The 21,358-nt window shown below is 66.7% G+C and carries 34 protein-coding genes; 3 read left to right on the top strand and 31 right to left on the bottom strand.

Annotated features, from left to right (window positions below; all coding sequences use genetic code 11):
- Position 1: 1 nt before the first annotated feature.
- From ACZ6S0_RS06975 to ACZ6S0_RS06955, 5 genes are all read right to left on the bottom strand, one after another.
- Positions 2-166 carry a hypothetical protein gene (locus ACZ6S0_RS06975; RefSeq protein ID WP_465914243.1) on the bottom strand — a complete coding sequence of 55 codons (165 nt, stop codon included), beginning with the start codon at positions 164-166 and terminating at the stop codon, positions 2-4.
- Positions 163-426 carry a hypothetical protein gene (locus ACZ6S0_RS06970; protein ID WP_465914240.1) on the bottom strand — a complete coding sequence of 88 codons (264 nt, stop codon included), beginning with the start codon at positions 424-426 and terminating at the stop codon, positions 163-165. The genes ACZ6S0_RS06975 and ACZ6S0_RS06970 overlap by 4 nt, the downstream gene beginning before the upstream one ends.
- Before the next feature lie 232 nt (positions 427-658).
- Positions 659-1,945, bottom strand: coding sequence for a PBSX family phage terminase large subunit (locus ACZ6S0_RS06965; RefSeq protein WP_465914237.1), 1,287 nt, complete (start codon positions 1,943-1,945; stop codon positions 659-661).
- Positions 1,942-2,427, bottom strand: coding sequence for a hypothetical protein (locus ACZ6S0_RS06960; RefSeq protein WP_465914232.1), 486 nt, complete (start codon positions 2,425-2,427; stop codon positions 1,942-1,944). The genes ACZ6S0_RS06965 and ACZ6S0_RS06960 overlap by 4 nt, the downstream gene beginning before the upstream one ends.
- 17 nt (positions 2,428-2,444) lie before the next feature.
- On the bottom strand, positions 2,445-3,161 hold the full coding sequence (locus ACZ6S0_RS06955; RefSeq protein ID WP_465914228.1) for a ParB/RepB/Spo0J family partition protein: 717 nt from the start codon (positions 3,159-3,161) through the stop codon (positions 2,445-2,447).
- Positions 3,162-3,512: 351 nt separating this feature from the next.
- Between ACZ6S0_RS06955 and ACZ6S0_RS06950 the strand changes: the two genes are divergently transcribed.
- Complete coding sequence (locus ACZ6S0_RS06950) at positions 3,513-3,731, top strand: hypothetical protein (RefSeq protein ID WP_465914225.1); 219 nt, start codon at positions 3,513-3,515, stop codon at positions 3,729-3,731.
- A 78-nt stretch (positions 3,732-3,809) separates the two neighbouring features.
- Here the strand turns inward: ACZ6S0_RS06950 and ACZ6S0_RS06945 are convergent, their stop codons facing one another.
- Together ACZ6S0_RS06945 and ACZ6S0_RS06940 are read right to left on the bottom strand one after the other, a co-directional pair.
- Positions 3,810-5,549 carry a hypothetical protein gene (locus tag ACZ6S0_RS06945; RefSeq protein WP_465914220.1) on the bottom strand — a complete coding sequence of 580 codons (1,740 nt, stop codon included), beginning with the start codon at positions 5,547-5,549 and terminating at the stop codon, positions 3,810-3,812.
- Between the two features lie 77 nt (positions 5,550-5,626).
- On the bottom strand, positions 5,627-6,412 hold the full coding sequence (locus ACZ6S0_RS06940) for a DNA adenine methylase (RefSeq protein WP_465914215.1): 786 nt from the start codon (positions 6,410-6,412) through the stop codon (positions 5,627-5,629).
- Between the two features lie 60 nt (positions 6,413-6,472).
- Here ACZ6S0_RS06940 and ACZ6S0_RS06935 point away from each other — a divergent pair, with 60 nt between their 5' ends.
- Entirely contained in the window at positions 6,473-6,826 is a 354-nt protein-coding gene (locus ACZ6S0_RS06935; protein ID WP_465914211.1) for a hypothetical protein, read from the top strand.
- A 342-nt stretch (positions 6,827-7,168) separates the two neighbouring features.
- On the opposite strand, the gene ACZ6S0_RS06930 is transcribed toward ACZ6S0_RS06935, so the two are convergent.
- The 4 genes from ACZ6S0_RS06930 to ACZ6S0_RS06915 all read right to left on the bottom strand — a co-directional run bounded on the left by ACZ6S0_RS06930 (position 7,169) and on the right by ACZ6S0_RS06915 (position 9,062).
- Positions 7,169-7,417: a hypothetical protein gene (locus ACZ6S0_RS06930; protein ID WP_465914207.1), complete on the bottom strand. Its 249-nt coding sequence runs from the start codon at positions 7,415-7,417 to the stop codon at positions 7,169-7,171.
- A 221-nt stretch (positions 7,418-7,638) separates the two neighbouring features.
- Positions 7,639-7,803, bottom strand: a complete 165-nt coding sequence (locus ACZ6S0_RS06925; RefSeq protein ID WP_465914203.1) for a hypothetical protein — start codon at positions 7,801-7,803, stop codon at positions 7,639-7,641.
- Between the two features lie 9 nt (positions 7,804-7,812).
- Positions 7,813-8,781, bottom strand: a complete 969-nt coding sequence (locus tag ACZ6S0_RS06920; protein WP_465914199.1) for a tyrosine-type recombinase/integrase — start codon at positions 8,779-8,781, stop codon at positions 7,813-7,815.
- On the bottom strand, positions 8,778-9,062 hold the full coding sequence (locus tag ACZ6S0_RS06915) for a hypothetical protein (RefSeq protein WP_465914195.1): 285 nt from the start codon (positions 9,060-9,062) through the stop codon (positions 8,778-8,780). Before ACZ6S0_RS06915 ends, ACZ6S0_RS06920 begins: the two co-directional genes overlap by 4 nt.
- 282 nt (positions 9,063-9,344) lie before the next feature.
- Between ACZ6S0_RS06915 and ACZ6S0_RS06910 the strand changes: the two genes are divergently transcribed.
- Complete coding sequence (locus ACZ6S0_RS06910; RefSeq protein WP_465914191.1) at positions 9,345-9,827, top strand: hypothetical protein; 483 nt, start codon at positions 9,345-9,347, stop codon at positions 9,825-9,827.
- Here ACZ6S0_RS06910 and ACZ6S0_RS06905 read toward each other — a convergent pair.
- From ACZ6S0_RS06905 to ACZ6S0_RS06810, 20 genes are all read right to left on the bottom strand, one after another.
- A complete protein-coding gene (locus tag ACZ6S0_RS06905; protein WP_465914188.1) occupies positions 9,824-10,033 on the bottom strand; it encodes a helix-turn-helix domain-containing protein in 210 nt (69 codons plus the stop codon). The genes ACZ6S0_RS06910 and ACZ6S0_RS06905 overlap by 4 nt on opposite strands.
- Positions 10,034-10,058: 25 nt before the next feature.
- Entirely contained in the window at positions 10,059-10,292 is a 234-nt protein-coding gene (locus ACZ6S0_RS06900) for a MerR family transcriptional regulator (RefSeq protein ID WP_465914184.1), read from the bottom strand.
- A gap of 122 nt (positions 10,293-10,414) precedes the next feature.
- A complete protein-coding gene (locus tag ACZ6S0_RS06895) occupies positions 10,415-10,807 on the bottom strand; it encodes a hypothetical protein (protein WP_465914182.1) in 393 nt (130 codons plus the stop codon).
- A gap of 528 nt (positions 10,808-11,335) precedes the next feature.
- Positions 11,336-12,028 carry a hypothetical protein gene (locus tag ACZ6S0_RS06890; RefSeq protein ID WP_465914178.1) on the bottom strand — a complete coding sequence of 231 codons (693 nt, stop codon included), beginning with the start codon at positions 12,026-12,028 and terminating at the stop codon, positions 11,336-11,338.
- Positions 12,029-12,113: 85 nt separating this feature from the next.
- Entirely contained in the window at positions 12,114-12,752 is a 639-nt protein-coding gene (locus ACZ6S0_RS06885; protein WP_465914174.1) for a hypothetical protein, read from the bottom strand.
- 58 nt (positions 12,753-12,810) lie between these two features.
- Positions 12,811-13,581, bottom strand: coding sequence for a hypothetical protein (locus tag ACZ6S0_RS06880; protein WP_465914170.1), 771 nt, complete (start codon positions 13,579-13,581; stop codon positions 12,811-12,813).
- A gap of 661 nt (positions 13,582-14,242) precedes the next feature.
- A complete protein-coding gene (locus ACZ6S0_RS06875) occupies positions 14,243-15,211 on the bottom strand; it encodes a hypothetical protein (RefSeq protein WP_465914167.1) in 969 nt (322 codons plus the stop codon).
- Positions 15,212-15,293: 82 nt separating this feature from the next.
- On the bottom strand, positions 15,294-15,656 hold the full coding sequence (locus ACZ6S0_RS06870) for a DnaJ domain-containing protein (RefSeq protein ID WP_465914163.1): 363 nt from the start codon (positions 15,654-15,656) through the stop codon (positions 15,294-15,296).
- Between the two features lie 196 nt (positions 15,657-15,852).
- Entirely contained in the window at positions 15,853-17,013 is a 1,161-nt protein-coding gene (locus ACZ6S0_RS06865; RefSeq protein WP_465914159.1) for a hypothetical protein, read from the bottom strand.
- Positions 17,010-17,294 carry a hypothetical protein gene (locus ACZ6S0_RS06860; protein ID WP_465914157.1) on the bottom strand — a complete coding sequence of 95 codons (285 nt, stop codon included), beginning with the start codon at positions 17,292-17,294 and terminating at the stop codon, positions 17,010-17,012. Before ACZ6S0_RS06860 ends, ACZ6S0_RS06865 begins: the two co-directional genes overlap by 4 nt.
- Positions 17,287-17,652: a hypothetical protein gene (locus ACZ6S0_RS06855; protein ID WP_465914155.1), complete on the bottom strand. Its 366-nt coding sequence runs from the start codon at positions 17,650-17,652 to the stop codon at positions 17,287-17,289. The genes ACZ6S0_RS06860 and ACZ6S0_RS06855 overlap by 8 nt, the downstream gene beginning before the upstream one ends.
- Complete coding sequence (locus ACZ6S0_RS06850; protein WP_465914154.1) at positions 17,642-17,902, bottom strand: hypothetical protein; 261 nt, start codon at positions 17,900-17,902, stop codon at positions 17,642-17,644. Before ACZ6S0_RS06850 ends, ACZ6S0_RS06855 begins: the two co-directional genes overlap by 11 nt.
- The gene (locus ACZ6S0_RS06845; RefSeq protein ID WP_465914152.1) at positions 17,896-18,192 is read right to left on the bottom strand and encodes a WhiB family transcriptional regulator; all 297 of its coding nucleotides are present in this window, start codon (positions 18,190-18,192) and stop codon (positions 17,896-17,898) included. Before ACZ6S0_RS06845 ends, ACZ6S0_RS06850 begins: the two co-directional genes overlap by 7 nt.
- Complete coding sequence (locus tag ACZ6S0_RS06840) at positions 18,192-18,488, bottom strand: hypothetical protein (protein WP_465914150.1); 297 nt, start codon at positions 18,486-18,488, stop codon at positions 18,192-18,194. Before ACZ6S0_RS06840 ends, ACZ6S0_RS06845 begins: the two co-directional genes overlap by 1 nt.
- Before the next feature lie 46 nt (positions 18,489-18,534).
- Complete coding sequence (locus ACZ6S0_RS06835) at positions 18,535-19,461, bottom strand: hypothetical protein (protein ID WP_465914149.1); 927 nt, start codon at positions 19,459-19,461, stop codon at positions 18,535-18,537.
- Positions 19,458-20,009, bottom strand: a complete 552-nt coding sequence (locus ACZ6S0_RS06830; RefSeq protein ID WP_465914147.1) for a hypothetical protein — start codon at positions 20,007-20,009, stop codon at positions 19,458-19,460. The genes ACZ6S0_RS06835 and ACZ6S0_RS06830 overlap by 4 nt, the downstream gene beginning before the upstream one ends.
- The gene (locus ACZ6S0_RS06825; RefSeq protein ID WP_465914145.1) at positions 20,006-20,239 is read right to left on the bottom strand and encodes a hypothetical protein; all 234 of its coding nucleotides are present in this window, start codon (positions 20,237-20,239) and stop codon (positions 20,006-20,008) included. The genes ACZ6S0_RS06830 and ACZ6S0_RS06825 overlap by 4 nt, the downstream gene beginning before the upstream one ends.
- Entirely contained in the window at positions 20,236-20,604 is a 369-nt protein-coding gene (locus ACZ6S0_RS06820) for a hypothetical protein (RefSeq protein ID WP_465914143.1), read from the bottom strand. Before ACZ6S0_RS06820 ends, ACZ6S0_RS06825 begins: the two co-directional genes overlap by 4 nt.
- On the bottom strand, positions 20,601-20,960 hold the full coding sequence (locus tag ACZ6S0_RS06815; RefSeq protein ID WP_465914140.1) for a hypothetical protein: 360 nt from the start codon (positions 20,958-20,960) through the stop codon (positions 20,601-20,603). Before ACZ6S0_RS06815 ends, ACZ6S0_RS06820 begins: the two co-directional genes overlap by 4 nt.
- Positions 20,957-21,352: a hypothetical protein gene (locus ACZ6S0_RS06810; RefSeq protein WP_465914136.1), complete on the bottom strand. Its 396-nt coding sequence runs from the start codon at positions 21,350-21,352 to the stop codon at positions 20,957-20,959. The genes ACZ6S0_RS06815 and ACZ6S0_RS06810 overlap by 4 nt, the downstream gene beginning before the upstream one ends.
- Positions 21,353-21,358: the final 6 nt, after the last annotated feature.

The following is a 21,358-nucleotide window of genomic DNA, read 5'->3' as shown; positions in this document are numbered from 1 at the left end:
CTCATGTCTTCTCGATCTCCGACAGGGCGACGGCCAGTTGCGTCCAGCCATCGGCGATGGAGACCTTGGCCTCGACCATGTCCGGGTTGGGCTCGCAGTCCGCGCGCTCCAGGACAGCAGCGGCGTGAACGGCGGCTTGTCGCCAAGTGATCGTCTGGTTGCTCATCCGGCGGTCACCGGCCAGTGCCAGGTGCCTGGGGCGTCACCGGGCGCGACGTTGTACTCGTGGAAGCCACCCACCTGCCCAGGCGTGAAGACCCACAGGTGGACGTGCCAGTCGCTGTCGAGCGCGGGCACCGCGCCGATCTTGACGCCTTCCGGGTCCAGCGTGGTCGTGTCTGCCGTGACAATCGCCGCGCGCAGGGCGCAAAGGCCCTGCCTGCCGCGGTAGCGGACGATGTCGCCGGTGGCTGGGATGCGCTTCAAAGTGGCTCCTCAGATGACGGGGTTACCCGCCCGGACATGTAGAAGGTCCACCCCGGTGCGGATGGCTCTGACGATCAGTCGTGAATTGCTCGGCGTGACGTAGGCGCGGCCCCGGCCTGGTAGCCCCTCAACTACGGAGCCGGGACCGCACCTGGTGCTCAACGCACGCGGGTGGACGTGCGGAGCGGCGCACCCCTCAGCCCGCCACAGAACGGGGGTGCACGATCGGGGGTCAGTAGACCGGCTGCAGCAGCGGCAGCCAGGCCGCTTGCGTGGTGTGCAGGCCGTACCTGACGGCGTCCAGCGCGTGATCATCCAGTTTCACCGGGACGTCATCGCCCTTCTCGGCCTTCTTGTCGTCCCACGCGTACGAGCCGACTTCGTCGAGGAACCCGGACACTGAGCTGTGCACCCGCAGGTGGTCAGCACCGAGCAGGTTGGACACGGTGCGGATGCCGTCGTTGACGGAGTTGTCCCCCATCGTCGGGGTGAAGCCGTCGCGCTGAAGTTGCGTAATGAAACTCGCGGCGGACGGGTCCACCACCACCCACTGCGGCCGCACCCCGCGGGTGCCGGGGCCGTAGGTGTCGGGCAGGTTGTCCAGCCACGCGCCGAGCTTCTGGCTGTACTCGGCGTCGGTGAGTTGCTTCCGCTCGGCGCGGGAGTCCCAGCGGAACTCGCTGGCGAGGTAGATGCGCCGCTGCCCTTGGTCGTCTGGGGTGGACACGCCGATGAGGATGGCGTCGAACGGATTGACCGTGCCGTAGTCAACGCCCAGGGCCAACCACCGCTCCATGGGCGGCAGCTCAGTGACGACGTGCCGGTCCGGGTCGAACATGTCGTAGATCGCGCCCTCGGCCATGACCCAGCGGCCCTCAATGAACCGCTTGTACCACAACCCGGTGTACTCAGCCTTGAGCGCCTTGACGTACGCCGGGTCCAACGCCGTATTGTCGTCCAACCTGAAGTGCCAATGCCGCAGGTCAAGCTCGTACTTGCGGTCAAGGAACTGCCGCTTCAACCAGTGGTTCGGAGCGTCGGGGTTCGTCGTCCCGAACAGCTTGGCACCCGTGACGCTGAGCCGGGCCAAGAGCTGGTCCCAGAACTCCCGCTCGATAAGCGTGATCTCATCGACGTACGCCCCGGCGCAGGTCATACCCCTCAACCGGTTCTCCGACCGGGCGTCGTTCGACGAGATGATCTCGATGCGCCGCCCGAGGATGTTCGCGGTCGGGGCACCCCGGGTGTAGATGATCCGCCGAGCTATCGGCCCCGTAATTGCCGGGTCCTGCAGCACGTCAAAGACGTTTCTAGCGATGGTGTCGCTCGTCTTGCCTACGATCACCAACGAGCCCCCGCGCGGCGCGTTGGCGACGTACATCACCCACCGCAGCAGCGAGGCGATCGTCTTGCCTGACCGGATCGCGCCGGACCAGATGTTCAGGCGGGCCGTGGACTCGCCGATCGACCTCAACTGCTTGGGAGACAGGTTCAGCGGCGTCGGCGCCGGCGTGCTCACAGGCCGTCCCCCGACTCGATCTCGCCGATCACCTCGGCCTCGACGAGGCTGTCCGTGTCGGGGTCGGGGATGGCGTGCTTCTGCTGAATCTGGAGCAGCAAGTTGCCCAGCAGCGACGCCATGTCGCCGTCCGCGACGCCGTTGCGGTTGATGAGGTCCAGGCCCAGCAGGGTCGCCCGCCGGTTGATGCACTTGAGCGCGGTCTCGGCCGCGTTGACCTCGCCTTTCAAGACCTTCGGCCACAACGAGGCCATGATGCGGTCGAGCCGGTCGATCTCCAGCTTGAGGAGTTGCTCGCTGGCCATCTGCTCCTGCTTGGCGGCCTTCTGCAGCGCCCGGTCGATGTCCTTCGACACCGAGGCCGCGCCCGAGTAGCCCAGCCGTTCAGCGATCACGGTGGGGCTCACGCCAGCGATCCGCATCTGAACCGCCTGGTAGCGGCGCTGGGAGATCTCGACCTGGCGCGCCTTGCCGACAACCATGGGGGCCTCCAGGTCTGCTAAAGGTCGGCGTAGGCGCGCAGCGCGGCCAACACGATCTGCGCGGTGGTGGCGTTGCCGTTGCGAGCTCGGATGCGCCCGAGCAGAGCGTTCAGCTCGTCGTGCTCGGCGGCGGTCAGCGTGATGAGGAGGTCCGCCGTCAGGCCGGCCTTCGGGCGGGGCGGCGGCGCGTCGTCGTCTTCGCCGTCGTCGTCCGGGCCGTCCTCGTCGTCGTCGAGATCGATGCGCGGCCGCGACCGCTCCTCCTGGCCGTCGCCGTCGTCCGCCCGGGCGGCGCGTGGGCTCGCTGGCGTGTCGCTGACGATAGCGATACCGCTATCAATGTCCGCGAGCAGGTCGTTCAAGTCGCCATCGGACCAGCCGGTGCCGTCGAGGTCGTCTAGGCCGCGCAGCAGCTCGGACAGGACCTGATCGTCGTACCCACCGAACTCAGCCGTGCGGTTGTCCGCGAGCATGATCCGGGTGGCGGTGTCGTCGTCCACGTCGATGATCAGGACCGGCACCTGGTCCAGGCCGTTGGCCTTCGCGCCGCGCCAGCGGTGCTCACCGGCGATGATCCGCATCCGCGACTGCTGGACCAGGACCGTGCCGTAGAAGCCGTTGTTCGCGATCGACTCGGCGATCACATCCACGTCGCCCTGGTGAGGGTTGTCGGGGTGCGGTTCGAGGTCGCCGACCGGAACGATGCGATAGGCCTGGGAGACGATGGCAGGCACGGCAACCTCCAGGATTAGCTGATTGATGAGCCCACCATGTGTACAATCCCGTTCAACGACTCGGCGCACGTGATGCCGATAGCCTTCACGCCACGAAACACAGCGACACAAGCACTCGACACGCCACGTCTCAAACGATCCCGTCTTCAGCGCTGCAAATCATTCTTGCGATCACGTAACTCACGAATCTAACGATCACGCGCAAAGCAAACTCAGGATCACAGGATTTCAGGATTCAGCGATTTCAGGATCATGCGAGCACTGCCCGTCTTCGCGCCCGTGGAGACGGTTGGCCATGAGGCACTTCAGGGACTACTCCTGGAGGAGCCTCTGTCGGTGCAAGGACCTTTGATGTCTGGTTTCCCTCTATGGCTGCGTGTGATCGTCGCAGCCCTGATGGCGCTGCCGCTGACGGTTGCCGTACTGGCATTCGTTCCAGCACTCGTTTGCTCCGTTGCCCTGCCCAAGGACCGACGCGACTGGCTTCTCGAAGTGCTTGACCGCTTCGTTGAGTGGGTCAAGGCAATCTTCTCAGGTACCGGAAAGAGCGACGAGGGCAACAACTCCTGACGCAGGCTAGCCCCGCAGGCGCATCGCGCTTTACGGGGCTAGCCTGCCGGATGAGCCGAAAAGAACCCGCCCGAGAGCTCAATCGATCTCTACTACGTACGGCACATGCTCCACCGGCAGTCGGTGAATCAGCTTGCCACCCTCACCAGGTACCAGTTCCACGGTCTCGTCGTCAGGCAAATTCTGAAGCTCGCCAAGAGGGACGGGGCACGTTGGTCGCTGGAAAATGTACTGCTCCTCGATATCGAATTCTATCGAGTAGCTGCCTAGGTCTACGACCAGCGGCTCCGTTCGGACGATGGCGCTGGTCGAAGTGGACTGTGCCGAGATCATCCGGGCTCCGGCCGCCTTGATCGAAATGCTGTACCAGTCCGATGAGTAAACCCGTCCTAGCAGGAGATCCACAACGAAAGCGACGCGGTGCATCTGCTGTACGGTCAGGTCGGCGAGCGGCGGAAAAGTCACCCGCGTCAGGGTGTACTGCTGGAAGATGCGCAGTGCTCTGGCGAACTCCATCAGGTCAGCGGCACGCTGGGTAATCGGGGAGGCTCCGTCCGGCACCACTACACGATTCCCAAGTTCACCCGCCCCCTGTAGGCCGAGCACGGTCGCATTGCCGGGCAGGAGATCACGCATGAACCGTAGCGCCGAAAGCGCCCGCATCGGCGTCTTCCCGGCGAGCTCGTTGAGCACAAAGTGGAAGCCATAGCGCCTACTCATCACATTGGCCTTCACCACCATCGTGAAGATGCCTGCTTGATCCTGCGCCGTGAGGCTATAGCCTCCCTCAACTTGCCCGGCCGATCGAACCACCTTAACAAGAGGAACGCGATGGAGGACTTGGCCGCCTTCGTCCAAGAGCCGGACTTCAAGGTCAGGGAGCGAGGTATCGGGGCTGGCAAAGAAGGAGATCAGTGCTGGTCCTTCGTCAGCGAGACCGGTGGGATCGTTGAGCACCGTTACGGTTCCAGGGATGTCCTTCAGCGGGAGTCCATACTCCCAGAACTCGCGGACAGCCTCGGCCTCTGGCGACCCTGCTTCAGGCTCCAGCCGGAACTGCGCCTGGATCGGTCCGAGTTGGGCCGCGCCTTCTGTGCGGTGAAAAGCACGGATAACTACGCAACGAGTGGCATCGATTGGGTGGTACTTGACGTAGGCAAGGTTAGATGGCTGGATGAGACCAGCTTGTGGGTCTGCGAAGTCCCGTGCGGGCTCGATCGTCAGGGTATAGCGATAGAACGGATCAGTCTTTTGGAGGAGCGCCTCAATCTCTGCCACTTTGGCCAGGGCCGCGGCAGCCAGGGATCCGCCTGGGCCGACTTCCAACGGTGAGTCCCCGATGCGCATGGCTCGCTCGATGAGCTCGAAAGTACGCTCCTTGCCGTTGCCGATGAAGTAGTCGACCGCTGCCGGGTGGTGGCATGCCAGCAGTTCGAGACGAGTGAGCCCTTCCCAGGCAGTCGGGAAGACCTCGTTAGCAGTCTCCTTCTCGAACCACGATCGCTGCTCACGAGTCGGATCCCATGGCATGAGCACAGTCCAGCACTTCACGGCCATATCGGTCGCGGCGGCCTCAGCCTGAAATGCCTCGAAGGAGTGGCGTACCTGACGCTGTTGACTCGAGTCCAGTGCTTCGTAGAACTTCTTGATCTGGTACACATCCCAGCCGTCCGGCGTCCAGATCCTTACATCTATACCGCCATCGCCCTGGGAGGGGGTGATGTGTTGAGCCCCGTCGGGGTATTCGCTGAAGAGCAGGAGGGCAGCGAGGTCCTCCATATCTTGACCGCTGAGAGTTGCCCAGGGGACGCGGGTCATGGGCAGTAGCGTAACGGTGGGCCTTACTCGCCAGCAAAGGAGACAAAGCCTATCGAGCTTCGAGAAGCGCGAGGGTTTCAGTGGTTGACCCAGATCGACTCGACCGCCGGGCTCCGCACATCCGACGACGCCTGACGCACCCGGTAGTCGATCCGCCGCCACCCCGACAGCAGCTCGTCGTACAGCTGCGACCGGTACCCAGACAGGACGACCGCGCCGCGACAGGAGTTCAGCAGCTCCAGCAGGTCACGGTGCTGGTCATCGGCATCCATCTCCTTCACGTACCGGCCAGACCCGGCCGCGTTCCGCGTGCTCCGCAGGTACGGCGGGTCGAGGTAGAACGCCGTGTCCGCCGAGTCCATCCGCTGGACGAGCTCCAGGGCGTCGCACTGCTCAATGAACGCTTCCCGCAGCCGGTCCGCGTGCCAGCGCAGCGCCGCCCCGAGACGCTTCGCGGTCATCGGGTTGTTGACGCGGGTCCGGGACGTCGGCCGCCGCCATGACGCGCCGGCCTCACCGCTTCGGCTCTGGGTGCACTGGATCCACCACCGGCGCGCCCGCTCCAGGTCACTCGCTTTCGCGTCGCCGAGCTTCGCCGCCTGGTGCTCGGCGCGGGCGTACGGGGTGAGCTGGATGGAGCGCTGCAGCGCTCGGGGCTGGTCGCGCAGGGTTCGCATGAACGCGATCAGGTCGCCGTTGATGTCGTTGATCGTCTCGATCTTCGTGGGGGTCTTGGCGAAGAACACCGCCGCGGACCCGGCGAACGGCTCGCAGTACACCTCGTGCTTGGGCAGCAGCGAGGCGAGGAAGGGGGCGAGCTTGCCCTTGGCTCCGTAGTACGCGAAAGGAGGGCGCAGCGCCACGGGCGGTCCTCCTTGAGGGGCGGCCTGTACGTACCCGTACGAGTGTTCGATAATGGAAGGATGATCGTGGCACCGGGAACATGCCGAATGTGGCACGAGGACGCGCGCCCGATGCTGAGGCCGGCCACCCTGGATGAAGGCGGCCCGCAGACCAGCGTCTGGCCGCGCCGCATGATCGAGATCTTCTGCGACGACGGCGAGTGGCACATGGGCCGACTGGAGTGCTGGCACCGGGGGCGGCTCGGCTGGGAGTGCCTGATCTCGTGGGGCGGTTCGCCGTTCCACGAGTATTCAGCCTGGTTCGGCTACAGCAAGGCGGCGATCCGCCCGTATGGCGACAATATGGATCTAGCGCAGAGCGGTGACCCGTTCGTGGCGGATCACCGGCTCTCGCTTTTGTCGTTATGTCGGTGACCTGCGGAAACGTCTCAAGCCAACGCTAACAAGATCGCTATTCGGACCTATCCAAGGACACTCGGACAGACATGATCGCGCGTCAGCGTTGACCTGAGACGTGCGCACCTCGCGTGATCAGCGCACCGAATGTGCAGGAACGCGACGAATGCGAGGATTCACGCGACACCTCACCAAGACCCGGACGAGCCGATACTGCTCGGCTTGCTCTACCGGGAACCAGCACTCCCCACCCCGGGGCGCACGGGAAGCCTCTGCCGCCCGCTGGCGACAGAGGCCCCCTAGATGTGATCTGGATGTGATCTGGAGAATTCGTCTGGGGATGGGGTTAAGGGCGAGGCGTTACCTGAGTACCCACAGCCGGACTCGGGTGAATGGGTCGCCGGGGTTGCTCCACTCTAGGCACTGGTGATCTTGGCTCGACCAGACGAAATACGCGTAGTAATCCGCGTGGCAGCCCGCATAGGAGAACGAGTCGTGCCCGGTGTCTTGCCAGGTCGCAGCCTGGGCGATGCCGGTGCCGGCCAGGCAGAGGGCTGCGGTGGCGGCGAGGGTGCCGAGCGCGCGGGTTGCGGTTCGCTTGAGGCCCATGATCCTCCTTGTAACTACCTTGAGCAACTATATGACTACGTTACGTTAAATTCATGGGAAGGGATAGGGGGTCCCGCGCAAGTAACAGCGGGCCGCCCACAGCCGAAGAAGGGCCACTTCCAATGGTCTGGCTCAGAGACGACTCTGCCAGCCGAGTGGCCGTCACCAGGTCACGCCACGGACCACTGGCCAGATGGGATGTCACCTGACACCGAGGATCCTCACCAGACCCGGACGAGCCGGTACTGCTCAACATCCTCGCCATGGTCCACCCGGTACCGGCAGCCGCCGCAGACCGCCCGGTCCGTCCACGTGCCCAGGTTCACATGGCCGCAGTGATGCACCCAGGCCGACTTGTCCAGCGCGCTCGATCTCGACCTGGGCACGCGGTCCTCCTACTCCAGCAGCGACGCCACCACCTGGGAAGCGTCCTTCTCCAGCCGGTCCCGGCTGTGCACGTAGATCTCCGTCGTGGACACGTCGGCGTGATTGAGGTCGAGCTGGATCTGCCGCATCGCCACGCCGGCCTCCTGCGCCAGCGACGCGTAGGTGTGCCTGCACGAGTGCGGCGACACCTTCGACGTGATGCCCGCCTGCTTGGCGATGCGGCGCACCAGCTCGAACGCCTTGGACCTGTCCCACGAACCGCCCGTCGAGGTCGCGAACAGCGGGCCCGTCAGGTCCTGCAGCTCGACCCCTTCGCGGCGCGCTCGCTCAGCGAGGTAGACGTCCAGCGCGTGCGTCGTCTCCACCGGCAGACGCCGGGTGATCGTGTCGCCGCCCTTCACCGTGATGCGCAGCGTCCGATACCCGCGGGCGAACCCGAGGTCGTCGATCTCCGCGTTGATCGCCTCGGAGATGCGGATGCCGGTCTGCAGCAGCAGCCGGATCAGCGCCGCGGTACGCAGCCGTTCCCGGCCGTGGTCGGCGTCGGCCGCCCGGAGGAAGTCCTGCGCCTCCCCCTTGGTGAGCGCCACCGTCTCGGAGTGCTTGCGCGGGATCTTCGGCCGCCGCGTCTTCTTGAACCGGTTGGCGTCGAGGGCTTCGGTCTCGTGCAGGTACTCATACCAGGACGACACCGACGACAGCACCTGAGCGACCGTCTTCGGCTTGGGCGGCCGGCGGGCCGTCTCCTGGAACCAGCGGGAGAACACGTCGCCGTGCGGCTTGCGCGCCTCCAGCGGGTCGAGGCCGGTCTCCGCGCAGAACTCGAACCACCGCCGGATGTTCCGCTCGTACGCCTCGCGGGTGTGCGGCGAGTCGTACGACCACAGCCACGCCCGCGTCAGGTCGAGGATGATCGGCGGCAGGTCGAGCGGGAGCGCGAGGTCGCCGCGCGGCGCCTGGACCAGCTCGCCGGTCATCTTTCGCCGCCGAAGTGCTCGCACGCATCTTCGACGCTCGCGCGGATCGACAGCTTGGCGCACGCCAGCGACAGGATCGCGTCGAGGTCGTCCGCCGTGTACTCGGGGTGCGCACCGGCCCGGCGAAGCAGCTCACCGAGGACGGCCACAGTGATGGACGCCGAGCGCAGGTCGATGCCCTCGTACTGGGCGATGATGTCGCTCATTCGCTCGGAGGTGTGCTCGCGGCGGACGTGCTCGGGCTCGCCCTGGCGGAAGAGGTCGGAGTAGTCGATGCTCATCGGCCACCGCCGGGCGCGAGGTCATCGAACGCGGCGGCCGGGTGGAGCCGGTCGCTGCTGGGGTTGCTCATGGGAGCACCTTTCACGAGGGATGTGGATCACTCGTGAGGGTAGCACGCAGAGCGGAACATAACGTGAATTATGTTACAGTTTTAGCGATCATGGACTGCTCGAACAGAGCGGACATCACAACGCCTCGATCGCAATTGCGCTAACTCCAGAGCAGACAAATCCGAAAGACAATCAAATGGATGAGTGGAATCGAACCGTACGATCATCCAGGTGGCCGGCGTCGTGGCTGGGACTACCCTCGCCCTATCGGCGCTCGGCCTAGCGAACGATCAATACATATGGATGCTAATTTGGGTGAGTCTCGCGCCGCCCGGCGCTGTGTTCGTTGCCATCCGAATGATGTGGAACTCGGCACACCGGGTGGCTGTAGCGCAGGAGGAGCCGGGCGCCAGCCTGCGAGCACGTGTCGCACGAGTGAACGATGCCTTTGCGGAGGCATCTTCCCTGATGGATGATCTGCGACGAGACCTAGAAGCTCAGCAGGCCGCACGTGAAGCACTCCTTGCCCAAGCCGAGGAGCAAGCACGGTTACTGGACGTGAACCAGGAGCAAGCCGAAAAGATCCGACAGATTCTCATCGGCGAAACCAAAGCCACCATCCGCGCCGAGCGGCGTCAGCAGTGGATGTTCTTCGGCCTCGGCGTCCTCGCGTCGATCCCGGTCGGCGTCGCCATCAACCTTCTCGTCCCCTAAACAGCCACGCGGGCCGTCCTCTGATTGCCGCCCCGCGTGCGCAGCGGCGCCCCCGCCTCCTCCAGCAGCCGGTGAACGAACCCGTACGAGCGGCCCGTCGAGATCGACAGCCCCCGAATCGACTCGCCGTCGAGGTACCGGCGCTTCAGCTCCGCCTTCAGCTCCTCGCGCTCCGCGCCCGCCACCCGCTGATACTTCCGAACCATCACAGCCACCCCTGCCTGTCTCATTTCACGCTGCCGCCGCCAGCCGATCCCGCAACGCATCCCGGCCCTCCGGCGTCTCGGGCACCTCTTCGCCCCGCCAGATACAGCCCTCGATCGTCGCCAGATCAGCGAAGTCATACACGACCTCGCGGCCCGACTTGCCCAGCACCCGCACGCCATACCTGCGCGCCCACTGCCGGATCGTCACCGCCTCCCGGCCCAGCCGGACAGCAGCGGTCTTCGCCGTCGCAGGGGACACCAACACCCCCCGAACAGCGGAAAGCCCTCGAACCATGATCGGTCCGAGGGCACAAGTCTCTCCGTCGCCCGGAAGTGTTACACAGCCGCACCAGTCAGCGCAAGCCGACAGCGGTACCGCTGTTAGCGGGCCGCCTCCTGCTCCACCCGCCCCGACGCCTCCCGCTCCGAAACGTGCGTCCCACACGTGGCGCACACGTAGAAGCCCGCCTTCACGTCCCAGTGGAACCGCCGCTCTCCACACCGGCACCGCGCCGGCGTCCACGAAGGCGGCTCATCCCCCACCATCCGTTCGAGCACCGTCCGCCACGACAGGACGAAGTCCACCAGGCCCACCAGGTCCTCCCGAACGAGGACGCTCTCCAGGCGGCCCGACTCCGACAGCCAGCCCACCGCCCGCGACCGAGCAACCGCCGACCGGACCCCGCCCAGACGAGGCCCCGCACCCAGCCATTCCCGCGCCCGATCCTCGAAGTCGAGCAGCCCGCCCGTCAGCTTCTCCAGCAGCTCCCCCACCGGCGACACCGCAGGCTTCGGCCTCGACCCCGACACCCTCGACCACTTCGACGGCGGCCGGAACCCATCCGCCTCCCGAGCGAGCTGCGCAGCGAACCCATCCACCTCCAACAGCGCCGCCCGCACCGACGCCGTACACCGACCACACACCAGCGGAACCCCAGACCGCCACCGAACCTCCGGAACCTCCGGCTCCAGCGGCGGCTCCCCCACCTCGCCCTTCCTCACCCACTCGTCCACCAGATCCGCATGCTCATCACGAGCCGCCTCGAAAGCAGCCCACGCCCGCCGCGACCTCGCATTACACGGACCCACACACGCGCCCGACACCACCGACACCCTAGAAGCAAGACCAGACACGGCACCCCCCGACCCCGAGACGAAACGCCCACAAGGCTACAAGATCAAATTCTTTTCGCAGACACCAAGCCAACTACAGCCCTGGCCGGCCCGCATCCGGGGCCCCGGGGGGCATGCGAAAGCGCCGAACCGCGCGATGCGGTCCGGCGCTGATAGGCGCGATGCGCGCTACGCGTTCGCCTTTACGTGTTCGTGCAACCTGCGGGCGCGGTCCGCGTCGCGCTCGACGTCGTGCCACGAGCCGCGCTGCACATGAGAGCGAATAGCCTGCAACAGGAGCAGGGCCGCGCCGATGTACTGGCCCGACTCCTCCTTGCCCTCCTCTATGGCGCGGTTCTCGGCGCGGACGAACTCCGATGATGTCCACGACACGCGGACGTACCCGGCGTCATTGATGCTCACGGTCGCGTCGACGTACACGAGGTATCGCGCGAGCACTGCGGCGCACGCCTCCACAGCCTTCCGCGCGGTCCGCGCGTACTCGCGCCGCTGCGCTTCACGGCTGCTCAACTCCACGCTCGGCAGGCTCGCCGTGATCCGGGCAAGCCCATCCGTGGCCAGGACGTATCCCGACCAAGGCGCGCGCGGGGCAAGTCCGGCGACCAGCCACACGCGGTTACGGTAGCGGGCAATGTGCCCGGTGTAGATCACGGTGCTCCCGACCGGGAGGTAAGCGGCTAGGGCGTCCGCTGCCTCCTTGCCGATCTTGACTGCGCCGCTCTGCAACATGCCGCCCAACTCGCACGGAACGCCTTCCGTCTGGCACTTCCGGCATGTGGCCTGATGATCGGTCGCGCTGCGGTGCGCGTTCATGGCGTGGTCTCGGGCGTTCTCGGCCTGGTCGCGGGTGACGGTGAACATGGGGCTCCCTGTGGCGTTGCGGCGTTGGTAGGTGAAGGGCGGGGCGGGCGCGCCCGTGGTGGCGACACGGGCGCGCCCGGTGCTGCTAGGCGTCGGCCTTCTCCGCGGCCTTGACCTCGGACTCAGCGGTCAGAAGCCGGATGATCTCCTGAACCCGATCGAACGACAGGCCACGGTCTTCCATGACCTCCGCGTACGTCTCTTCGTTGTGGTCGGCCTTGAACTTCTCGGCGAACTTCCACACGAGCCGCACGGCGGCCGTGTCGGCGGTGACCTTCGCGGCGGCCTTCCTGCGGGCGTCGATCTCCTTGCGGTACTCGGCCATTTCGGGAAGCTCCGCCAGAAGGTTCTGAACCTTGGGGGCGCTGGTGCCGGGCACCATGCCCAGAGAGGCGATAGTCGCGGGCTTGAACCCAAGCTGAGCGGCAACACGCATGCCGATCAGGGCATAGCTCGTGAACTTGATGGCGTTCTTGCCAGCGCCAAGGGTGGCGACGTACTCAGCGGGAACGTCCTTCAGGTCATCGCCGGTGATGATCCGCTCTGCGACGCTGCCCTCAGAGGTGGCATCGGCCAGCTCGTCAAGGCGGCCGGAAGCGGCGAGACCGATCACGGTTACGCCGGTCGGGCGGGAGACGCCCTGACGGGAAAACGTGGCCTTGTGGGCGACGGTCACGCGCTCGATGGCGTCGAAGATCTCGGCGGGGTTGATGCTGATCTGCACGGGTCTTGCCTTTCGTGGTGTTGGGTGCCCGCCCGGACGGTCCGGGCGGGCGGGCTGGTTAGAGCTGCTGTGTGTCGTCGATGTCGGTGCCGCTTTTAACGTGCTGATCAGCGGTTTCGCTGATCTGCCTGCGCTTGCGGCGTCGCCACCTGATCAGCAGTCCGAGCGAGGCGGCTCCGACTGCCAGCAGGGCGGCGGCCCATGCGGACCACACGGTCACGGGGTCGCCGGTGGCGGTGTTCGCCGCGTCGATCTTGCCGGGTTCCGCCGTATCGGCCGTTCTGGGGTCGCCCTGGTCGCCCTTGGGTCCGGGCGATCCGGGCTTGCCGGACGGTCCGGCGGTTCCGTCCCGTCCGGCGGGCCCTGCGGCTCCGGTCGGTCCGGGCTCGCCGGTACCGGCAGGGCCGGACGGTCCGGCGCTCCCCGTGGGTCCGGGTTCTCCCTGCGGTCCGGTCGGTCCGGTGTCGCCCTGGGGGCCGGACGGTCCGGGCTCGCCCTGCGGTCCGGGCTCGCCCGTCTCGCCCTGCTTGCCCTGGGGGCCGGTCGGTCCGGTGTCACCCTGCGGCCCCGCGTCTCCCTTGTCGCCCTTCGGTCCGGGGACCGGGACGGCGGTGACGGTGGCGGTGGGGCCGGGGCTTCCCTGGGGTCCGGGCGGGCCGGACGGACCGGGGTTGCCCTGGGTGCCGGTCTCGCCCTGGGGTCCGGGCGGACCAGACGCGCCCGGCTCGCCCTGCGGCCCCTGGGTTCCCTGGGGTCCGGGGGGTCCGGGCGGACCGCTCACGGTCACTGTGGTGACAGGGTCGGCGGCGACCAGCGTTGCCGTGGTCACACCGCCCCCTGCCAGCGTGTTTGCGAGTAGGAGCGTGGCGGCTGCACCTGCGGCCAGCCACGCGGCCCGTTCGCTTGTTCGTATCTGCACATGACAAACAGTAGGGCAGTAATGACTTTGAAGAGGGCGATTCTCGATAACGGTTTTCTGGCGAATTCATAACGGTCACATCACGGTCCGAGAGCGGATCGGGACGCGAACCGAACGGGCGTCCGACTGATTGTCAGCATGACTGATCGTCTACATTGGCATCGATTCGCCTGGTTCGCCGCCGGGCGACCAGCCATTCACCCCCGGCTTGGATTTTCGAGTCTCGATCTTGCTAGAACGCTCTCAGGTCGACGCTAAGGTGATCACTTCCCGAGAGGTACTCCATGTACCTACCGAGCGGTGATCGTCGCTCAGCGTCGCCCTCAGAGACGCACAGGATGCGTCTTGTGTCCCCTAGTGCGTCAGACGCGTCACAAAGCATCTCCCGAGACATGCGAAAACCCATCAGCGACGAGGAGGTGGCTCAGCCTCGTTCTGATGGGTTTCCGGCGCGTTTTGGCCGCTCTTAGGCCTGTTTCCGCGTGATTCCGGCAGTCCGCCTCGTGGGCGTGTTCTGTGTTTGTGCTGGTAGACGGCTTGCGGGGTGTCTCGTTATCCGCCAACCAGCTCCTCACGCGTCGGGTATGGCCTTGGCGTCGGCCGCGCATCCGATGCAGGGCAGCGACGACCAGTGCAGGTCACACCGGCGGGCGGTGCGCGTGGTGCGCGCTGCCTTCGCCTGCTGCTGGACCTCCTGGTCGTGCGTCGTCTCAAGCCAGGTGCGCAGGTCTGCCGCTGGGATGCCTGCGACGTAGATGTGCAGCGGCTTGCGGACGCGGTTCTCACGGGCGATGACCTGGGCGACGCGCTCGGCCTCGTCGAGCGGCACTCCGATGCGCTTGGTGATGACCCGGGCGGCGCGGCTGGCCGCCGGGGTGTTCTTCTCCTCCTTGCTGATCTTGTCGTCGTCTTCCGGTCGATGGACGGCGGCCGGTCGGCTCGGTTCCTCCTCAACCCCGTACGGAGATGAAGAGGATTGAGAGTGAGGAGTGGAGAGAGGATTGGGGGGAAGTCCAGACTTCCCCCTTTTGGTCCCAAACTTCCCCTTTTGCGGCCCAGACTTCCCCCTTTCGGTCCCGGAAACGGGGAAGCCAGGACTTCCCCCTTTTCCACCGATCTCCCGGTCGTCCACAGCGTCATCCACAGGAGAAACGGGGAAGTCTGGACTTCCCCGTTTCCGGTCGTGCGGCACCGATACGGGGAAGTCCGAAGGGCCCGCTTCGAGCTCCAGGTCGAGCGGACGCGGCGGCTGCCCAGGCAAGTACCCGGGCATCGGAGGAATGTAGAACACGGTCGCCTTCCGGCGCCCGCCCCCCGTTTCGAGCACGACGAGCAGCCCAGCCTCGACCAGCCGCTCCCGCATCGGCTTGACCGACCGCACGTCGATCCTCGCCCAGTGCGCGATCTCCTCACGGGTCAGCCAGCCGGTACGAGTCGCGTCGTTGATCCGCCGAGCGATGGCGATCAGCGCGAGCAGATCCCTCGGCGGGGTCGCTTTCGGCGCGTTGATCGCCACCTCGTCGGCCAACTTGTAACCCATCAGGCCCCTTACGTGCTGGTTTTCCAAGGGAGCCGCCGAGGGAAGAGGCGTCCCGCAACGATAGCGGTACCGCTTTTAGCTTTCATCCGGCTCGTGGTGGCCGCCCGGTCACGTCGTAGGTCTGCCGCCGGCCGGGGTCGGACAGGACGTGGTACGCCTCCCCCACCTCCTGGAACCGACCGGCCGCCTCCGGGTCGGGGTTGACGTCGGGGTGGAGCTGGCGGGCCAGTCTGCGGTATGCCTTCTTGATGTCGTCCGGGGTCGCTGTGCTGGCGACGCCGAGCAGGTCATACAGCCGCCGGGCCGGGGCGTGTCTGCGCGGGGGCCGCGGTGGCGGCGGGGTCTGGACGCGCGGTCGTCCGGTGCAGGTGGCGGCGTGAGGCATCATCCGCTTCTCCCACGGGGCGATCGGCTCGTCCTCGGTGATGCGCCGTGACCGGAGCACCCTGTGGACGTCCCTCCACACGGCGGTGTTGCCAGCCGGGTGCGGGGTGGGGTCCACAGTGAGCTGGGCGCCGCTCTCTGCGCGGGTCCGCCGAACCTGCGTGCCGCAGGGGCATCGTGGTCTTGCTGCCCTGGCACGGCTTGAGGTCAGAAAGAGACAGCATCCTGCCCCTCCGTGTCCTGGCCGGACAGTTCGATCACGCGGTGCCTCCGTTGTACCGGGCGAACACGGCGTTGATGGCGTCGAGTTCCGTTTTCACCTGGTCGCGGTCGGCCTTCATCTCGTCCAGTTCGACGAGGAGTCCAGCGTGGGCGGCGCGGGCCTGGTCGCGCTCGGTGCGGGCCTCGTCCCGTTCGCGGATCGCCTGGTCCCGCTCGCCCTCGGTCCGCTGGATGGCCTGCTCGAACCCGAGGAGTGCACGTAGTGCGGGGCCTGCGGTGGTCGGCGGCGCGGTCTCAACTGCCGGGGCGGATGCCGGGGGCGTCTTCGCGCTGGTCTTCCGCTCGGGTGCCTTCGCCCCGGCCGCGGCCGCGACGGTGCGGGGATCGGGCTTCGGCGTGGTCTTGGTGATGGTGAGTCCGCCGTCGTTCCACTCCAGCGCGATCCACCAGACGGGCGGGTTGGCGCGGGGCCGGTGACAGCGGGTGTGCTCGGTCCGGTTGAGGTACTGCCGGACGTCCTTCTCGTGCAGGGTGTCCCAGTCGGGGCAGGCGGCCTTGATGATGTCGGCGAGCGCGCCGCACCACTGCACGCCGACGACGCCGCCGTTGGTCAGCGGCTTGTCTCCCTGCTTTTGCGCCGCTTCGCGTAGCAGCCCCCACAGGGCTTCGGCGTCGGCAGCGATGTCGCGCGGCTGGGTCCGGGTGACGTGGGCGGTGTCGCCGATCGTCGGCACGTCGGTGTCTCCTTCGATGGTGGCGGTGGTGTTCTTGGTGAGGTGCCGGATGACTTCGTCCTTGCGGGCGTGCAGTATCTCGGCGAATGGCTGGGCGTCGACGGGGCCAGGGGTGTAGAGGACTCCGCCGGACACGTACGGCTTCAGGCCGTTGGAGAAGGCGGCGGCGAGGAGCGCTTCGACGCTCCACCAGGTCTCACGGGGCACAGTGTCGGCTTTCTGGGTGGCCTGGTCGGTGGCGGCGACCATGGGTGACGGCTTGGTGGGGTGGTCGTTCAGCAGGGAGCGGATCTTGGTCTTGTAGTTGTCGAGGCCGCGGCCCATGGCCTGCAGCGGGAGTTCGCCGGTGCGGCCGTTGTTGGGGTTGGTGATCAGCCACTTGCCGTTGGCGAGCTGCATCGTGAAGCCGAGACGTTCGGTCTCGGCTTCGACGAGCTTCTTGACGTCGGATTTGCTGGTCATGTGGCGGGCCTCCTCCACAGGCGCATGCGTAGGTCCACCTCGGTTGCGGGCATATCGGTCCTTTCGATGGCGGCCAAGTTCACGGGCTCGTCGATGATCACGAGAGAGGCGCGCTGGCCCCGAAGGGTCCGGCGCGCTTTCATGCGCTGCTTGATCTGGTCTTGGGTCGGTGGGGTCCAGCCGTGCCAGCCCGCCGAGCGGGACCACCGCTGGAAGTGGTCGCGCTGCGCGAGGCCGCACCAGCGGCATCCGGACGGCTGTGCCAGCACCAGCTCAGTCATGGCCGCGCCGCACCTGACGCCGTTCCCGCCGCGACATGTACAGCTGAATGCCGTACGCGCCGCCGCGGCGGTGGGCGATCCACTCGGCTTCGACGTGGCCGCCGGGCTCGACGCCGACCGTGCGGACGGTCTCGACGAATTCCGTCATGGACATGGGGAACATGTGGCTCTCGTCGTCAAGCCACACGACGTAGCCGGCGGCGCGTCCGCGCGCGAACTGGCCGAGCTGGAGTCGTGCGGTGAACGGCTCCGGTGCGCGCCACACGATCTCCCCTTCCGGGGTCCATGCGGCGCGCAGGAGGTTGCCGAACTCGTCGAACGGCACCAACGCCTTGTCGTCGTCGAGGTCATCGGCCATCGCCGTCTCCCCTGCCGATCTGGGCCAGGGCCTGGCGGGCGATGGCTGGACCGTGGAGCCCGCTCGGCGGTGCGGGGGGCGCGGGCTTGACGGTTGGCGGGATGTGGTCCCAGCCGTTGGCGCGGAGCCAGACGATGAACTCGAACGCGAAGTCCGTAGTGCTGTCCCGTTCCTCGGGGTCGGTGCGGTCACGGTCATAGATGCGTTGTGTCAGCGCTTCCATCGCCTTTGCTGCTGCCTTGGTCAGCATGGGGTTCTCCTTTCTCGTGCTGCTTTGCGTTGCAGGCGGCGCCGGTAGGCGCTGCGCTCGTCTTCGTCGAGGCTTCCGGCGACGCCGTATTGCGCTGCGCTGGCCTGCAGATGGAAGTCCAGGCATTCGGTCAGGACGGGGCAGGCGCGGCAGAACTGCTTGGCCCGCTCGATGCGGGCTTTCTTCTGCTTGGGGGTTTCGCGGGGTTCGCCTTCGCCTGGGCCGAAGAACAGGGCGAGGTCCTGTCCCCGGCATGCGGCTCGGTTCCGCCACCCCTTTTGGCTGGGCATCAGCGCCTCCGCCCGGTGAGCCCCATTTCGCGGGCGGCGGCGCTGTACCGTTCGACCTGGCGCAGCGACATCCGTGTCTCGGCGGCGATCTGCTGCAGCGTCTTGCCGTTGTTGATCAGCGCTGCGACGCGTTCGGCCTTGGCTACGCTTCTCGGCGTGACGGGGATCCAGGCCGGCCCGGACTCGGGCCGGATGACTCGGTATCCCGCGTTGCCGAGCGCGTCGAGGATGTCTGTGGCGTTGGGGGCGGCGGACGTGAGGGCGTCGGTGATGACCTCGGTCGCCGTGTCGCTCATGGGTGTTGCTCCTGCTTGTCCGCTTGATTGCGGTACCACTGTCGGCTCATGCTGTCTCGCGCAGCTTGGCGAGATTGAGCTCTGCCCGGTTCAGGAGGCGTTCCAAGGCTTCCCAGTTGGTGCCGAGCCGTTCAGCGAGTCGTTCCCCGTCGATTTGCTGCGTGTGCGGGTTGATGGGCGGGTCGGTGGCGAGGATGAACCGGGCGTCCTCCAGGAGTGCCTGGGTGTTCCGCATGAGGCGGGCCCCGTCGAGGGTGCCTCGCTTCTTGAGCAGCTTGAGGTGGGTGTCGCACAGCAGGCGTTCGTCCTTCGACCCGTTGATGCAGGTCGGGTAGGAGCAGCGAACGACTTGCCACGGCTTGGCCTCGGGGTCGTCGATAGCATCGGCCCATGCAGCGGCCGGATACCAGCCGCTGGTGGCCGCCTGCTTGCGCAGGGTCGTCACAACGGTCTTGCGGCAGTGCGCGTACGGGTCGAGCTGGATCAGTTCGTCGTACGTTCGCCGGAGCAGACGGGCAGTTCGTAGGACGACTGTGGTTCTTTCACCGCGGCGAAGCTGCTTGAGGCCATCCCAGGCAGCATCCATCTGGGCAGCCACGTGCCGCACGGGCCACCCCTCGACCGATAGGGCACGCATCCGCCGCATAGATCCGGTGGCGTTGACCAGGCAGTTGTCCGGAAGGTCGTCCACGGTGACGGTGAGAAGCGCTTCGGCCGTGTGCGCCCCAACCCGTGCCGGTGGCGGAAGCTGCCGAGTTGCGCTGCCTACGGCGAGGTGCCTCACCGTCGTGTGCGAGACTCCCGCAAGCTCGGCGATCGCCTCGTAGCTGACCAGCCAAATCCGGTGCAGTTCCCGGACGTGCTGGCGCGCCTCCTTCGCATCGACGAGCCCGCGCCAGGTGCCGTCCTTCTTCCCCTTGTCGCGCTTCTGCCAATAGCGACGTCGGGCTTCGGCGTACAGATCGCGCGTCACTGGGCCACCTCCGGCCACGTCAGCTTGTTCAGCGCGGCCCGGTGCGCCTTCGGCATGTCAGCCAGGGGGTGCCCGAGGTGGTCGGCACCGAGCGCGGCGAGCACCGCGGCCTCGGCCATGTTGTCGTCGCCGTCGGTGACGAACATCGGCAGGCGGCGAGCGATGGAATCGACGACCTGGGGCTTGGTGCCGCTGCCCTTGCCGAGCGCGTACGTCTTCAGCGTGGCCTGCGGCACCTCGACGATGGGCACTCCGGCGTCCGCGATGATGCCCATCGTCCGGTAGTAGAGGTACGAGCGCTCACCGGCGCCGCCGCGGCCCCCGTCCTGCCGGTTGAACACCAGCTTCTCGACGAGGACGAGGTGGGCGTGCTCGGCTCTGCTGAGCACGATGATGCGGCTGGCCAGGTCGTTGAGCGTCCGGTACTTGGTGCGCAGGGGCATGTTGGTGATGCCGTCGCGGCCGACCTTCTCGCACCATCCGAGGCCGTTGGCCATTCCGGTGGCGGTGAGGGAGAGGTCGAGGCCGACGACGTGGAAGGGGATCACGGTTTCCATTCCTTCGGGGTTCTGAGGACCTTGTGCAGGTCGTGGTCAAGGAAGAAGTCGGACCACAAGGCGGGGTTGGCGGCGACTTGCTCAGCCGGCCGGGCCGCCCGCTGGTCGCGGTTGCCTCGGAGGCGTAGCCGCTCAGCGCGGTGGGCGAGCACCGCCAGAACGAGCACCCCGGCGGCGGCCAGCACGCAGAGCGCGCCGATCGCCGCCAGGACGTCTCTCACGTGGTGCCGCCCTCGCGGGCGCCGAGCTGGGTGCGTAGCGCGGTTTTCTCTGCGGCGGTGGCGAGCAGGTCTCGCTCGGCCGACTCGGCGCGCTGTGCGGCGGCGTTCAGCTCCAGGTTCAGCTTGTACGCCAGTTCGGACGCGGTCTCGTACTGGGCGCGCAGTGCGTTCATCTCGGTCTGGGTGTCCTGCCGCATCATCTCCGCGCCGACGATCAAGCCGAACATGATCGCGGCGAGCAGGCCGGCGGGTACGAGGATGAGCGCCATCACACCGCCGAAGACGATCAGGCCGCCGGAGAATGCGATGGCCACGCCGAGCATGAGGTGCTTCTGGTACGGCTCAACCTTGATCTCGATCGTCACTTCGTGACCTCGCCCTCGATGCTGAGAATGTTCGGGTAGGACGAGGTGGCCGGGACGCGCCAGCCGTTGACTTGGACGCGGTAGGTGCGGCCTTCCTTCAGCTCGCCGTACAGGGTGGAGGAGTCGAACTTGAGGGACAGCCAGGCGTCGGTGTTCTCGTACACGTGGCCGTCTCGGTCCCAGATGAGGTAGCGGCACGTCTTGGAGCTGTCGCAGACCCGCTCCTTGTCCTCAACGGTGATCGTCTCGTCGCGGGCGGTGGACAGCTTGAACAAGCCGACTGCGAGGAAGATGAGTGCGCCGAGGACGAGGATGCCGCAGCCCCACAGACCGGTGTTGTCGTTGTAGCGGTTCATCGGCCACCGCCCTGCAGGGCGGCGTCGATGCGCGCCTGCTGGTCGGCGGGGACGTGCGGCCGGGTCATCTCGGTGATGAGCTTGGTCGCGGGCCGGCCCGCGAAGTGCTCCCCCTCGCTCGGCTTGTCCCTGCGGAGCGCGTCCATGGTGAAGGGCGGCACCTCGACGTTGTGCGCGCGGAGCGCGGTGACGAGGGATTCGACGTCGGGCAGCTCGCATGGGGTGTATCCGATCCAAAAGACCTCGACGTCCTCCTCGACGTCCTCCTCGTCGCCGAGGGCCGGACGGTCGAACGCGGTGGCCCAGAAGGTCGCGAGGGGGGCGTCCCAGCCGACCGAGATAACACGACCCTCGGGTGATTCGGAGGCGTTGGGGATGGTGTAGCGGCTCATGATCTT

It is taken from the genome of Nonomuraea sp. NPDC051298, from assembly GCF_055586305.1.
This window is presented reverse-complemented; position numbering and strand designations above follow the sequence as displayed.

Bases quoted from the DNA above. Each gene is read 5' to 3' on its own strand.
- ACZ6S0_RS06975 (WP_465914243.1), bottom strand. From the start codon at position 166: ATGAGCAACCAGACGATCACTTGGCGACAAGCCGCCGTTCACGCCGCT.
- ACZ6S0_RS06960 (WP_465914232.1), bottom strand. From the start codon at position 2,427: ATGGTTGTCGGCAAGGCGCGCCAGGTCGAGATCTCCCAGCGCCGCTAC.
- ACZ6S0_RS06950 (WP_465914225.1), top strand. From the start codon at position 3,513: ATGTCTGGTTTCCCTCTATGGCTGCGTGTGATCGTCGCAGCCCTGATG.
- ACZ6S0_RS06945 (WP_465914220.1), bottom strand. From the start codon at position 5,549: ATGACCCGCGTCCCCTGGGCAACTCTCAGCGGTCAAGATATGGAGGAC.
- ACZ6S0_RS06935 (WP_465914211.1), top strand. From the start codon at position 6,473: ATGATCGTGGCACCGGGAACATGCCGAATGTGGCACGAGGACGCGCGC.
- ACZ6S0_RS06930 (WP_465914207.1), bottom strand. From the start codon at position 7,417: ATGGGCCTCAAGCGAACCGCAACCCGCGCGCTCGGCACCCTCGCCGCC.
- ACZ6S0_RS06920 (WP_465914199.1), bottom strand. From the start codon at position 8,781: ATGACCGGCGAGCTGGTCCAGGCGCCGCGCGGCGACCTCGCGCTCCCG.
- ACZ6S0_RS06915 (WP_465914195.1), bottom strand. From the start codon at position 9,062: ATGAGCATCGACTACTCCGACCTCTTCCGCCAGGGCGAGCCCGAGCAC.
- ACZ6S0_RS06905 (WP_465914188.1), bottom strand. From the start codon at position 10,033: ATGGTTCGGAAGTATCAGCGGGTGGCGGGCGCGGAGCGCGAGGAGCTG.
- ACZ6S0_RS06890 (WP_465914178.1), bottom strand. From the start codon at position 12,028: ATGTTCACCGTCACCCGCGACCAGGCCGAGAACGCCCGAGACCACGCC.
- ACZ6S0_RS06875 (WP_465914167.1), bottom strand. From the start codon at position 15,211: ATGGGTTACAAGTTGGCCGACGAGGTGGCGATCAACGCGCCGAAAGCG.
- ACZ6S0_RS06865 (WP_465914159.1), bottom strand. From the start codon at position 17,013: ATGACCAGCAAATCCGACGTCAAGAAGCTCGTCGAAGCCGAGACCGAA.
- ACZ6S0_RS06860 (WP_465914157.1), bottom strand. From the start codon at position 17,294: ATGACTGAGCTGGTGCTGGCACAGCCGTCCGGATGCCGCTGGTGCGGC.
- ACZ6S0_RS06855 (WP_465914155.1), bottom strand. From the start codon at position 17,652: ATGGCCGATGACCTCGACGACGACAAGGCGTTGGTGCCGTTCGACGAG.
- ACZ6S0_RS06850 (WP_465914154.1), bottom strand. From the start codon at position 17,902: ATGCTGACCAAGGCAGCAGCAAAGGCGATGGAAGCGCTGACACAACGC.
- ACZ6S0_RS06845 (WP_465914152.1), bottom strand. From the start codon at position 18,192: ATGCCCAGCCAAAAGGGGTGGCGGAACCGAGCCGCATGCCGGGGACAG.
- ACZ6S0_RS06840 (WP_465914150.1), bottom strand. From the start codon at position 18,488: ATGAGCGACACGGCGACCGAGGTCATCACCGACGCCCTCACGTCCGCC.
- ACZ6S0_RS06815 (WP_465914140.1), bottom strand. From the start codon at position 20,960: ATGAACCGCTACAACGACAACACCGGTCTGTGGGGCTGCGGCATCCTC.
- ACZ6S0_RS06810 (WP_465914136.1), bottom strand. From the start codon at position 21,352: ATGAGCCGCTACACCATCCCCAACGCCTCCGAATCACCCGAGGGTCGT.